Raw genomic sequence first — 13,555 nt, forward strand, 5'->3', positions numbered from 1 at the left:
ACGCGCTACTGCAAATACGCTGCCACCTTCGCCAGCACGGTCAACATCGCCTGCGCCGCTCTACACCTCAAACAATATGTCGATACAGCCTAGCTCCAATGTATCGCTGATTCACCGCGTCCGCGCAAGTCTTGGATCTCTGGTCGGGTGTTCTTACTAGACTCTCGATCACTCATCGTTCAGCGTTGGAGCGAGAGGAGAGCCAGTCCTGCAACTCCGAGATTCGGAACCGCCACCGCCGCCTTCGTCCGTTTCCTAGGGGGTGGCCGGGCAATGCACCTTCTCGTGCAAGGCGCTGAACCGTCGCTGGATGTAGGCGGACGAATTGGCTCGCTTCCGCCGCATCGACGAAAGGCTCAAACGACGACATAGTGGGAGACATTTGCGCCATAGATCACCTCAATTGGGAATGCGCGGCAGTTACCCGCTGTCGCCAAGAGTGGTCATCGGGAGCCTACGCTGTCCAATACTTTCCATTTATCGGGTGATAGGTGGCAGTTATCGGGTAGCGTTCCTTTGACTGTCAGAGCCAACAGCATCAAGGGCTTCTGTCGTCTATGGGAGTTCAACCGCTTACGTATGCGGAAAAGAGTATCTTTGGCCACTGCACAACTTCTGCTGCACGTTCCCGCCTCCAAGCGTGCAGATCCTATTGGGGCAGACCATGTAAGCCCCGAACATCTCTGTCTGTTGGGGCTTACCTGTGAACGATTGGGCGGAGTTTCGACATTTTTTGTACCTCGTCACGATTCTGGAGAAGGGAGGGTTTCGCCCCGCCGCGGAATCCCTCCATACCTCCCAACCGAATCTCACGGTCCAGGCACGCCAGTTTCAGCAATACGCTTCCGTGAACCTCTATCGAAAAGCGAAGGATGGACGCATCTACCCAACGGAAACGGGCCTCGCCTTTATCCCCCTGGCCAGGTCCGTTTTGGAAGCTCGAGATGAGGTGATCGCCGCCATCATCGCTATCGAGCGTGGGGAGATTGACGCAATCCGTCTTGGATCCAGTCCACTCGCGGATCATGAACTCTTTCGCCTGCTCTGTTCCATGCACAAGGAGCTGATGCCAGGGTGCAGTGTGAGACGCTCGCATGGGGATACCACTCAGCTTGCGGAAGCACTTCTTGCCGGAGAGTTGGATGCGGCACTCGTCACACTTCCGCTAAAACATACCGATCTGTGTGTGCGTGACCTGCGCCAGGATCGGCTTGTTGTTTGTATGCGTCGCGACAGCCCGCTCGCCGAAAAGGCCGCGGTCGAGGTCAGCGATCTGCAGGACAATCTCACCATCTTGTATCACCCGAATCGTCACCCCGAGGCGCACGCGCGTCTGATGGAACTTCTCCACGGTGCGGGGCTACAGATCGAGGAATATTCCAGCGCTTCGCATCCGACAGAGATGCAAGCTCTCGTGAAAGACGGGTACGGGGTGGCTCTGATTCGTGAAGGAATGCCGTTGGATGAAGTGCTGACGACACGCCGCATTCTCGGCGTGGATTGGACCGTCGATATGGCGGTCGCCTACCACCGTGAGCGTCACCCAAAGACCATTCCGATTCTGGTTCGCAAGCTAAGAAAGATCGCACAGCCAACATCCGCGTTTCCACGAAAACCGCCGCAGTCCAGCACCGGCAACAGTGAGAGCGGAATCCGTTCTGCGTCGCAAACGCCCGTGCAACTACAGCTCCTCCGATAGACGACATGGTTTGGGGAAAGGAAATCTTCACGGTCCAATTGCACGACTCGCCTCATCGCGGCATGGGGTAGCGGCTGAGTGCAATGAGGATATGCGAAAGCGATAAATGGCAAGTATCGGCTCCGCTGACCCCGATAAATAACAAGTATTGGACGAGCGGATTCCACATCCCCAATGATCACGGCATATCGCGACTGATTGCAGTCGTTGGAGGTGCCGATGTCTCACCGCAGTCCCCTTGATCTCGCCCATGGCATGACGCATCGCACGAGGCGTCTACGTTCCCACCTTCCCGCTCGGCATATCCTGCCCTCACTCCGCAGGCTTGTTCCGGTGCTCCTTCCTCTCGCACTTACCGCTGTTGCGCATGCCCAGGGAACGATGGACTTCTCCGGAGCTCAAACGCTCATGGGGACCTTCAAGAGCAAGCAACTGTGGAACCCGAATCCCCAGCTCAACCGTGCTAGTTGGGGGCACGTCTCCGTCTATCGATGGACAGGCGAGGATGGGTATCACTGGCGCGAGGGATTGGTTCTTCCTCCGTCGTACATCCCCGGGCATCGCTACCCGCTTGTCATCCAGACGCATGGATTTCGGGAAGGCCTCTACCTTGTCGATGGACCCATACGACCGCCTTCGCCGCGCAAGCGCTCGCGGCGCGTGGCATGGTCGTCCTGCAAATGGAGGACCGATTGGACCGGCACCGCGTACCTTCCGACCAGGAGGCAATCGTTACTGCCAAGGGCTGCTTCGAGGCGATCCAGAGGCTCGCTGCGGAGGGTCTGATCGATCCGGACCGCGTTGGCATCGTCGGATTCAGTCGGACCTGTTGGTACGTGGAGACAGCTCTGGAGATGTTCCCCTTGTCCTTCCGCGCTGCTGTGATCGTGGACGGGATCGATCAGGGCTACATGAGCGATATGTTGTTTTGTCCGACGCTGAAAGCCTGCAGAACGGATATTGAAGATGCGGACGGAGGAAAGCCATTCGGAGCTGGGCTTCAGGCCTGGATGCAACGTGCGGTCAGTTTCCACACGGATCGAATCCAAACCCCAATTCGCATCGAGGCCATTCAGTGGTACTCCCTGCTTCAGGAGTGGGACTTGTATTCCAGCTTGAGACAGCAGCACAAGATCGTCGACCTCGTCTACATTCCGAACGGCCAACATATCCTCCAACAGCCCCAGCAGCGCTATGCGTCGCAACAAGGAACGGTATCGTGGCTTGCCTCGTGGCTCCTGGATCGGAGTACGGTTGGAAACCGTTCTCCGCCGAGCCGTGATCCTGTCGCAGAGGCTTCTTGATGAACGCGTAGATGCGCTCCGGATGACAGATACTTTGCGAATAATTCTTATATGTTTTGCATAATACATCGGCATATCCGGTAGGAGTCCTACACAGATATATACGACCATGAAGTAGCATGAAAATCTGCACAGAACGCGTCGAACGTATAGAGGCGAACATGGCAACATGTCGTGCGACTCGTAAGCGCCGGGCACGCAGTCCGTGATCATCGCAAGCGAGTTGGTGCGGTCGGCACCGGGCGTGCGTTCGATGTCGACACGGTTGATCTGTGTCGTGAGTGTTACCGTGTCGACGTTGACGGTGGATGCATTGTCTGTCACGTTCACGATTTCGCTAACGGGCGCGATGCCGAGCTGGACGTGAAGTGAGGTCTCGGCCTGCCCATCGACCGAGATTGTCTCCCGCACTGAAGCGAAGCCTTTCTCGCTGATGGTCAACACGTAGTCACCGAGAGGAACGTTGGGGACGTTGAAGCCGCCGTCAGCGCCGGGCAGTGCGCCAACTCGTCTCGGCGGCCGCGCAGAGCGCCTCCACGTTGATGGGCGGCAGCTTCAGGCCGGTGGCACAAGGTAGACCAATCGATACTTCCGACAAGGCCGGGGTGTCATGAAGAGGGCGGAACGGGCAACGTTCGCTGAACTCGTGTTTGTCCTGAGGTCGCGCCATTTGCTTCATATGGCACTCATGAGCGCCATGACGTCTGCAGCATGCCGGAAGGTTGGCGTCGGTGTCGCGTTGCGTCCACGTCGTTGCCTGGGCCAGCAGCGGAAGGCTGAAGACCACAAGTAACACGATGCTGAGGATCCGGCGCCACACGCTATCGACAGCGTACCAGTGTTTGTAGCCCATCCGGCGCAACTTTCGGTCATACCCCGCTACCGAGCGACGGTCAAGGACTCATGTGTTGAGTGGTCTTGCCCTTCCACCAGCTTCCCGTACTGGGTCAAAGTGGAAGAACAGGTCGGTTGCGTGAGTATGCCAACCTATCGAGGTTCTCTTGTTTTGCTGTGGGCCACCGTCTGCACAACGACGATTGCGCGGTGCATGATCCCACTACGGTCGCGCGGATTTCCGCGCCAGCAGTTTCGTTTCTGAGGGAAAGTATCCGGCCGCCCCATCAGAGAGTGGCCGAGAGCTTGCCGACAGGGAATGGCGGGAGTAGCGGTAATGAGCGCCTTCGGAGGTTCCTCCTGGCATGGCTCGTGATTCAGCAGCCGCAAGATGTGTCTCGGCCTATCAAAATTGACCGAAAAAAGGCAGATCGAAAACCAAAGTTGGTGGTATTTTCGAGACTCCTACGAATGTGATGGGCCGGAGCCGTTTGTCGTCTGCGACCTTTCAAGGGTCCAGCGCCAACTCTGGCCTGACCCTTGAACGCCGCGGACGACCGTTCCGGATCGACGCAACCCGCAACCCCGATTGAAAGCGCAGGAGCTTAATTTCGTGTATCTTTCCCGTTTTTCTGCACGTTTGATTCTTGGCGCGGTACCAGCATTCGCGCTGCTCTTGTTATCAGGTCTCACTTCTCGCGCTGAAGCGCAGGCCGCTCCGCAACTGCTGCCTTACACCTCTCGGCTGATTGCCGGAGGCGGTCCGACAGCGACCTTCACCGTCGGCGCGACCTGCCCAAAGGCCGGAACGACGGCGCTCGACGCCTACGGCGATGGCTGCTTCGCGAATGAGATTCAGCTGGTGGGTCCACGCTATGCCGCGGTCGACACGGCGGGCAACGTATTTATCGCGGACTATACGAACGGCCTTATCCGCCGCGTAGATGCCGTGACCGGCATTATTAATGCGGTTGCGGGCGGAGCGGCGTCCTCGCCCGCAAAGAACGCGACCTGCGGCACGCACACTTCGACCGACGCTCTGGGCGACGGTTGTCTGGGCACGGCCGTGAAGCTGGGCAAGCCCGCCGGTATCACCTTTGACGCGGCCGGCAACCTCTACTTCGCCGATCCTTACAACTACAACGTCCGCAAGATCACGGCGACCGGCGGCCTCATTCCCGCAACGGGTGGGGTCATCTCGCTGATGGACGGCGAGACCGGCGGCCTCAATACGAGCTCGTACGGTTACCAGGCAAGCAGTCAGTCTGGAAGTCCTTCGGTGACCTCCTGCAGTGCCCCCGGAGCGGTGTGCATCAATGCGGCGACTCAGGGCCTGTTGCGCGGGCCGTATGGCATCGCGATGGATGCGAACGGCAACCTCTTCATCCCGGACGAGTACTTCTACGCCCTTTTGGTGGTGAACACGAACTCGACGGCGAGCGTCGTGAATAATACGACCATCCAGCCGGGAACCGTTGGAAAGGTCGCGGGCGCGCTGGCCAGTGGTGTGCAGGTCTGCACCAACGGCACCACATCCAGCTCAGGCTGCGCGGACAGCACGTTTGTGAGCGGTGCCGTAGCGAACGCGTCCGAGCTCTACGATCCGTGGGCTGCTGCGGTCGACAACCTGGGGAATACGTTCGTTTCCACGGAGTACAACGACAACGTTGCGAAGATCTCCCCCGGCGGCATCATCACGAACTTCGCCGGAGTCCAGGGTTCGATAGGAAAGAGCCTTGTGAATACCAAGCGTGGCGCGGCTGGATCGTTTGCAATCGGAGCCGCGATGGGCCTCGCCGCAGACAACCTCGGGAACGTTTACATCCCCGATGTGACGAACGGCTTTGTCTGGCGTGTCGACGCAGGGACGAACTCGATGTATGCGGTAGCCGGCGGTGGCGCGGGTAGCTGCTCCACCCCTTATCCGGCTCCTCCTTCCTATTCGAGCGATTCGTTTGGCGATGGCTGCCCGGCGCTGGCCGCGAAGTATGGCGCGAGCGGCACCTACGGCAGCACCAGCGCAGCGAATGGACTTTACGGCGTAAGCGTGGACAGCTACGCGGATCTTTTCGTCGGCGATGGAAGCAACAACCTGGTGCGCGAGATCGCATCCGGTGCGCAGTTCGGCGTGATTGGCGCGAACCAGCCGACCGACACCCTGGACATCCACTTCGGTGCGGGCGACACACCGGCGACCTCAGGCGCATATGCCTTGACGTCAGGCGCCACAAACTTTTCCCTGGGCACGGCCGCCTGCACCACCAACACCGACACAACGACGGACTGCCTGCTTCCCGTCAAAGCCACGCCAACGGCACTCGGCGCCTTCGCCGGAACGTTGCAGGTGACGTCGAAGGCTGGCTTGACTTCAAGCTTCGTCCTCGGTGGAACGTACGCACAGAGCCCCAATACCTTGACCACACTGAGCTACAGCGCTAACACCGTAAACTGCACAGGGACAACATACGCGACGACCACGCCCATCACGCTCACCGCGACGGTCATCGCCAATGGTTCTAACCCGCCGAGCGGCACGATCACCTTCTATGCCACGACGGGCGGCAATACAGCGACGCTGGGAACGGTGAACATCTCGAATCTGGGGACCGCCTCGTCACCCACCTACGGAGCAGTGCTTAACTACACCTTCGCAACTCCGGCCACCTACAGCCTGAGCGCCACGTATAGCGGCGACACGACGGCTCCAATCTACTTCAAGGGTTCGACTGGCAGCGCTGGCTCGACACTGACATCCGCGACGCCCAGCTACTCGATCACCTCGACCGGCAATCAGCAGGGCACTGTCACTGCAGGACAGACGGCGCTGTATGCGTTCAACATCTCGCAGATCGTATACACCGGGACGATCAACTTTACGGTGTCGGGTCTGCCGGCGAACGCCAGCTACACGCTTAGCCCACAGAGTGTGAGCGGCAATGGCTGCACGACGACCAACACCGTGGCGCTGAGCATCAACACGCAGCAGAAGACGACCGTGCAGCCGAGCAGCATCGGAGGTTCGGGGACGGGTATGTGGCGCGCGCTGAGTCTGGCTTCCGGCTTCGGCCTGGCGCTGCTGGTCGGACTGCGCCGCCGCAAGCTTTCGCTGCGGCTCGGCCAGCTTGGCATAGTACTCGCGCTTCTGCTGGTTGCAGGTGGTGCGACGGGCTGCGGAAAGGCCGCAGGCACGGTGATTCAGCAGCCGACCCCGGCCGGGAGCTACACGATCACTGTCGCGGCCAAGGACTCCACGGGCCTCACCTCGGCTCCCGTCAACTTCACGCTCATCGTTCAGTAGCCGCGCGAGGCAAGAGAACGAGGTTCTCCGCTCCCTTGCCTGCGACCGTTGGCCCTTTATCGACTTGCACGATCGTTTTTCGGTCAGGAGATTCTTCTCGATGCACCATACTTCTCGAAACGCTGGATCCATCACTGCCTCTCGTTGCTTTTTCCGTTGCGGAGTTCGCCTGGCTCTTGGCGCGGCCATTCTTCTCTGCGGTCTCGCACCCAACGCGCGCGCCCAGTCCTCGACCTCCGGCGCAATTGCCGGCACCGTAACCGACATCAGCGGAGCCCTGCTGCCCGGCGTCACTATCAGCGTCAAGTCGAATGACACCGGTGCGACGAGGAGTGCGACGGCCAACTCCTCCGGCGAATTTCAGGTCGGTAATCTGATGCCCGGTTCCTACACCGTTGATATCACCGGCGACGGCTTCGAAACCTTCGAAGACAAGACGGTGCTGGTTACGGTGGGCAGCACGTCGAACCTCTTGCCGAAGTTGAAGACCGGTTCCGTCTCCGACAAAGTTGAGGTGAGCGGTGAAAACCCGACCATGCATGTTGACGACAATGCAATCTCCTCGACCATCGATCAAAACCAGATCGACAACCTGCCCATCAATGGGCGGCGCTGGTCGGACTTCGCTCGCCTCACTCCGGGCGTCGTCTCCAACCTGGATGGCTTCGGCCTGCTGAGCTTCCGCGGCATTAGCTACCTGCTGAACAACAACACTATCGACGGCGCGGACGACAACCAGGCCTACTACTCGGAAGCTCGCGGTCGAACTCGCACCGCGTTCTCCATTCCCCCGACGGCCGTGCAGGAGTTCCAGGTCAACACCTCGAACTACTCTGCGCAGTACGGCCGCGCGGCGGGCGGCGTGGTGAACACAGTGACGCGCTCAGGCAGCAACAACCTGCATGGCGAGCTGTTCTTCTACGATCGCGACAACGACCTGGGCGGCGCGACCAATCCGTACACGCTGCTGACCGAACAGAACTCCGCCGGAAGCTACTTCAGCGTACCCACCAAGCCCACCGATTGGCGCAAGAATTGGGGCGGCACCGTGGGCGGAGCGATCCTGCGCGACAAGCTGTTCTGGATTTATACCTTCGACCAGGAGCGCCGGAACTTCCCGGGGATCTCACGTCCCAACGACCCGAACGATTTCTTTGCGCCGTCGAATGCGACGCTGCCGGCGGGTGAGACCTGCTCGACGACGGCCTTTACGACCTCCGCACTTACCTTTCCGGCAGAGGGTGACTACAACTCGTGTCTGATCGCAGCGCTGTTCGGAGTCAGCTTCCAGGCCGGATCGGCGTACTACCAGCAGGGGCTGGGCATCCTGCAAAGCTTCATTGGCGCGGTACCCCGCGTGCAGGACCAGGTGATCAACCTGCCGAAGATCGATTACCAGATCAATCAGCGCAATCACCTTTCTCTGATGTACAACCGCATGCGCTACTCGTCGCCAAATGGTTTGTACTCTCAGAGCAGCACCACCGATGGCCGCTCCCATTGGGGCAACGACAATGTGAAGGAAGATTTCGGCATTGCCCATCTGACGACTGTGCTCAGCAACTCGCTGGTGAACGATGCGCTGGTGCAGTACGGCCGCGACTTCGAATTCGACCTGCAGCAGGCGCCGCTTCCGAATGAGCTTCCGCTTTCGCACAATCAATATGGGGCGGCAGCCAGCACCAACATCGGTTACTACTTCAGCGGCGGCATCTATGCAGGATCGAACCCCGACCTCAACCGCTTCGCGGATCCGGATGAGCGCCGCCTGCAGCTGCTCGACGCCATGACATGGAGCCACGGCAAGCACGTCTCCAAGTTCGGCCTGGAGTACAACAAGGTCTCGGACTACGAGAACAACCTTTACAACGGCAACGGAAGCTACAGCTACGACTGGACGTACAACTTCATCGCCGACTACCTGAACGCCACAACCGGCGTGGGTGGGCCTACGGCTTACGGTCCGAACTGCCCGAATCCCACCGCGCAGAACGGCTGTTTCTACCAGACGTACTACAGCTTCTCGCAGGACTTCGGCAGCCCGACGGCCGAGATCGCCACGCGCGAGTACGCCGGCTTTGCCACCGACGACTGGCGCGTGCTCCCCAACCTTACGCTGACGCTGGGCGTGCGCTATGAGTATGAGTACGTTCCGCCAAGCTCGTTCGTGAACACCGGGAACCCGCTGATTGCAGCCACAGATGGCGGCCTGCCTACGGCTCTGCCCCAGACGGCGAACCGTCCTGACGACCGGAACAACGTCGGTCCGCGCATCGGCTTCGCGTGGAACGTCTTCGGCGACGGCAAGACGGTGCTGCGCGGTGGTTACGGTATGTATTACGGTCGTATCATCAACTCCAACATCGTGCAGACCTACCTGGAGTCGGCTGCGCCTAATGCGCAAACCAGCTTCAGCAGCCTGTATCCTGGACACTGCGGTCCAGTCTTCCCAAACATCTACTCCTCACTGGCGCAGCTTTCGGCTTCCGCAGTGGCGGGTGGATGCGCGCTGCTGCCGACGGCGGCTTACTTCAGCCCGCACATGCAGAATCCGCAGGTGCATGAGGCCGATCTCGCGCTGGAGCAGAACCTCGGACACAACTTCATCTTCGGACTCACCTACATGATGTCGCTGGGCCGCGAGCTGCCGACCGCGATCGACACCAACTTCAGCATCGGCGCCACCGGCATCGGCACGTTCGCTGTCAACTCGCCCAGCGCGTCGGCACCTTCGAACCCGTATGCTGTTAGCACCAACTCGGAGGCTGCGACCAACAGCAACTTCCCCTACCCACCAGCAACCGGAGGGTATGTTACGCTGCCGCACGGCGGGGCGACGCCTCCGATCCTGCCCGCGGGTTTCCAGGAAAAGTTTTTCCTGAATGGCACGCGTCCCAATGCTGCGTACTACCAGATCCTGCAGGTGCAGAGCAGCGTGAACTCGAGCTACAACGCCCTGGCAGCGCAGATCGAGAAGCGCTACGACCATGGCTTCTCGCTGCTGAGCAACATCACCTGGTCGCACGCTCTGGATGAGAACCCGTACGAGTCTACGGTGGTTCCGAGCTACACGTTGTCTGATCCCACCAACCCCCGCGCGGATTACGGCAACAGCGCCACGGACGTACGCATTCGCTACGTGGCTTCCGCGATCTATGAGCCGCAGACCCACTTCCACGGCCTGACCAAGCAGGTACTGGGCGGATGGCGTATCGCTCCTCTGGTGCAGCTGCAGTCAGGTCTGCCTTACTCGCCGACGATCTCCAGCACATCGTTCAAGACCGTCACACTGAATGACGGGACCACCGGAACCCTGGCCGGCACCGGCATCAACGGTGCAGGTTCAGGCTCCACGCGCGTGCCGTGGGTAGCGCGCGACAGCTTCCACTACCCCAGGACGGCGGTCGTTGACCTCCGCCTCGGCAAGAACTTCTACCTGCCGCGTGTCGATCGCTTTGGCCTGCACAGCGAACCTCGCTTCGAGGTCTTCGCTGAGGTCTTCAACGTGATGAACCACCAGAACATCACGTCGTTGGTCACCGAGGCGTACGCTCTCACCGATGTGAAGGGCTCCACTCCGACGCAGACACTGACGCCGTATGCTCCGTTTGGCACCTATACCAACTCCAACAGCAATTACACGTATAGCCCACGTCAGCTGCAGATCTCCGGGCGGCTGCACTTCTAACCGCCAGACCAAGGCATTGCAAAGAACGAAGAGGCGGCCCGAATGGGTCGCCTCTCTTTTTCATCGCAATCATCGTCATGCTTACTTCGTTGCCGTGGACTGCACGGGCGCAGGCGCGGCTGTATCGCTCAGTATGCGGTTCAGCACGTGCGCCAGGCGCAGGCCGCCGAGCGCCAACTGAGCGTCCATGATCTTGCCCTCTTCCTCGTAGTAATCGCGCCCGATGACCGCTCCGGTCGGGACCATCGCGTCAACGGCATATTTGTGCGAGATGTTTGCCCAGGTGGTGGGCTCTCCGCCAGCGAGCCGGTCCCAATGATTCTCTGCGATCTCCTGCTCCAGCCGCGCAAGGTACTTCGGTTCGCTGAGATTGCGCTCCTGGATCATCGCGTCGTCCCAAACGCCATGCAGGTTGCAGCGATTGGTGTCGCAGACGGATGAACCAAGGAAGCTGACACTGATGTCGTTGCCTCCACGTGCATCCCCCAGGGCATGGAAGGGCTGATGAACGTCTCCGATGAGATGGACGAGGAACTTCAGCGCGAGAGCACGTTCGCGCGGAGGCAGCGAGGTGTCGCCGAGCCGGCCTTCGAAGTAGAGGATGCGATCTGTGACGCAATCTCTCCACGGTGACTTCGTGTCCGTCGACGACGCCGGGCAGTCACGCTGCCGATCGAACTTCGCCTGCCCCGCTGAGATATCGACAAAGTGCCAGCCGGCGGTCTTGGGATGTTCCTGGCGATAGCTGTCGGCCCACGCAGCGATGTCCGCCAATGTCTCTCGTCCCTTGCTGTCGGCGCTTAGCAGCTCAGCGATCTGCAACTTCGTTTCCGAGGTCAGATAGTTTTCCGCGACGAGCGCCGTGAGCCGATGGCCTGCTCTCCCCCAGGCCCAGGCCTGCGGCAGCGAAACGGTCATCAGGATGGTCGCGGCAACAACACCACGCACGGCCTTCTTCATGAAAAAATGCGTCATGCGCCGATACTACTGGCCGGGACCTACGAACGTCATCCATGTGGGCCGAGTCACCCTGCCAACTTTACTGTCATTTCTTCTCGTGGTCTCTATCACTGCGCGCGCGCAGGACGATGCCCAGGTTCCGCACGCGCCGACGCTCACGGTGACGTCGCGTCTCGTGGTGCTCGACGTGGTCGCGACCGGCAAGGATGGTAAGCCCGTCGAAGGCCTGACACGCGCGGACTTCCGCGTGCTGGAGGATGGGCAGCCGCAGGAGATCCGCTCCTTCGAGGCCACCACGATGCACACACTCCCAGCGACTTCCGCCGAGCCCGGGACCATCTTCGATCCCGGGAACCCTGCGAGCTTCGGGCAATCGCCGGCAGCGGTGCTCGTCCTTGACCAACTGAACACGCACTTCGCCGACAGTTCCTTCGCACGCCGCGAGCTGCATGACTATCTCGCAGGCCAGCCCGCGCTGCTGCCGCAACCGACGACGCTGCTCACGGTTTACGACAGCCACTTCCAGCAGATCGCGCCGTTTACCCGCTCTCGCGACCAGTTGCTGAAGGCTTTGGCCGCTGCGCCCACACGCTACGCGTGGAAGTTGGAGCAGGGCGGCAATAGCGATGTGGACTCCGGCCCGGTCGACCGGCTGCAGCAGAGCCTCAATGCGTTGGAGCAGATTGCACAGTCCTACGAGCGTATTCCGGGACGCAAGAACCTGGTCTGGGTGGGTGGCGGATTTCCTACACTGAACCCGACAACGCTCGATGGCGACGATGCACGCGAGGTAAAGGACACGCTGGACCACGTCACCGATGTCCTCCTCGACACGCGCGTGACGCTGTATGCGGTCGATCCCAGCAGCACTGCCGCAGGCGAGACGGAGATCACGTCCGCCGATCAGGCGGACTTCGCCATGGCGGCCGGCGGCCTCTCCGAGGGCATTCAGCCCTTCAGTTCCACCGCCGACTTCGACAGACTGGGAGCGGTGACGGGAGGCCGCGTGGTGCGCGGGCTCAATAACGTTTCCCAGCAGATAGCCTCATCGGTCCAACAGGGCGACGACTTCTACACGCTCGCCTATAGCCCCACCCGCCAGGACGATACCCCCGGCGCCTACCGCAAGATCACCGTGCAGTGCCTCCGTCCCGGCGTGACTGTGAGCACGCGCCAGGGCTATTTCCCTGCACCGGCTGTGAGCGCAGCCACGGCGCGGACCGACTTCTCCTACGATCTCTCGGCTGCCGCGGAGAGCGCCGTACCTCTGCACGCGGTGCGCCTTACGGTATCCGCTGCTGCGGGGACGGGAGCCTATATGCTCGAAGTGCCGGCAACGGACCTGACCTGGACGGCGAACCCCGATGGCTCGTCGACGGCGCACGTTGCAGCGCTGGCCGTCTTGCTCTCAGGAAAGGATGCCGCTCTCGGCCACATGCTGCGCACCATGACCGCGACAGCGAAGCCAGGGACAGATCTACGCAATCCAGATCGCAAGGCTGAATTCGCGCTAGCGGTGCCGTTGACAGGGAAGACGAAGAAGCTGCGGTTTGTCGTGCGCGACGCCACGACGGGCCACATGGGCTCCGCCGACGTACAAGTGGAAGGACGGTAAGACTTAGCGCTTTGAGGCTCCGGGGAGATGTCGCGAAGCCGATCCAGGGGAGCGCTGCAGTCTGACCTGCCCCCAGCAAACTCTGCCAGTTGGATCTGGAGTTCTCTCGTAATGGGAACGGGAGGACGGAGGATGAAGAAGAGTCGGTTTAGCGAAG

The 13,555-nt window shown here is 60.5% G+C and carries 8 protein-coding genes; 5 read left to right on the forward strand and 3 right to left on the reverse strand.

Annotated features, from left to right (window positions below; all coding sequences use genetic code 11):
• Nucleotides 1-172: 172 nt before the first annotated feature.
• Nucleotides 173-391 carry a helix-turn-helix domain-containing protein gene (locus C4S68_RS24070; RefSeq protein ID WP_103935428.1) on the reverse strand — a complete coding sequence of 73 codons (219 nt, stop codon included), beginning with the start codon at nucleotides 389-391 and terminating at the stop codon, nucleotides 173-175.
• A gap of 342 nt (nucleotides 392-733) precedes the next feature.
• Here C4S68_RS24070 and C4S68_RS22765 point away from each other — a divergent pair, with 342 nt between their 5' ends.
• Nucleotides 734-1,699: a LysR family transcriptional regulator gene (locus tag C4S68_RS22765; RefSeq protein WP_235011816.1), complete on the forward strand. Its 966-nt coding sequence runs from the start codon at nucleotides 734-736 to the stop codon at nucleotides 1,697-1,699.
• 680 nt (nucleotides 1,700-2,379) lie between these two features.
• A complete protein-coding gene (locus tag C4S68_RS24075) occupies nucleotides 2,380-3,003 on the forward strand; it encodes an alpha/beta hydrolase family protein (protein WP_407641121.1) in 624 nt (207 codons plus the stop codon).
• A gap of 484 nt (nucleotides 3,004-3,487) precedes the next feature.
• On the opposite strand, the gene C4S68_RS22775 is transcribed toward C4S68_RS24075, so the two are convergent.
• A complete protein-coding gene (locus C4S68_RS22775; protein WP_103935431.1) occupies nucleotides 3,488-3,856 on the reverse strand; it encodes a hypothetical protein in 369 nt (122 codons plus the stop codon).
• A 594-nt stretch (nucleotides 3,857-4,450) separates the two neighbouring features.
• Between C4S68_RS22775 and C4S68_RS22780 the strand changes: the two genes are divergently transcribed.
• Together C4S68_RS22780 and C4S68_RS22785 are read left to right on the forward strand one after the other, a co-directional pair.
• Entirely contained in the window at nucleotides 4,451-7,135 is a 2,685-nt protein-coding gene (locus tag C4S68_RS22780; protein WP_146072287.1) for an NHL repeat-containing protein, read from the forward strand.
• Between the two features lie 100 nt (nucleotides 7,136-7,235).
• A complete protein-coding gene (locus tag C4S68_RS22785; RefSeq protein WP_103935433.1) occupies nucleotides 7,236-10,823 on the forward strand; it encodes a TonB-dependent receptor in 3,588 nt (1,195 codons plus the stop codon).
• Between the two features lie 81 nt (nucleotides 10,824-10,904).
• Here the strand turns inward: C4S68_RS22785 and C4S68_RS22790 are convergent, their stop codons facing one another.
• Nucleotides 10,905-11,798, reverse strand: a complete 894-nt coding sequence (locus C4S68_RS22790) for a S1/P1 nuclease (RefSeq protein WP_103935434.1) — start codon at nucleotides 11,796-11,798, stop codon at nucleotides 10,905-10,907.
• Here C4S68_RS22790 and C4S68_RS22795 point away from each other — a divergent pair.
• The gene (locus C4S68_RS22795) at nucleotides 11,797-13,398 is read left to right on the forward strand and encodes a VWA domain-containing protein (RefSeq protein WP_160115297.1); all 1,602 of its coding nucleotides are present in this window, start codon (nucleotides 11,797-11,799) and stop codon (nucleotides 13,396-13,398) included. The genes C4S68_RS22790 and C4S68_RS22795 overlap by 2 nt on opposite strands.
• The last annotated feature ends 157 nt before the right edge of the window (nucleotides 13,399-13,555 follow it).

It is taken from the genome of Bryocella elongata (genome assembly GCF_900108185.1).
Lineage (GTDB): Bacteria > Acidobacteriota > Terriglobia > Terriglobales > Acidobacteriaceae > Granulicella > Granulicella elongata.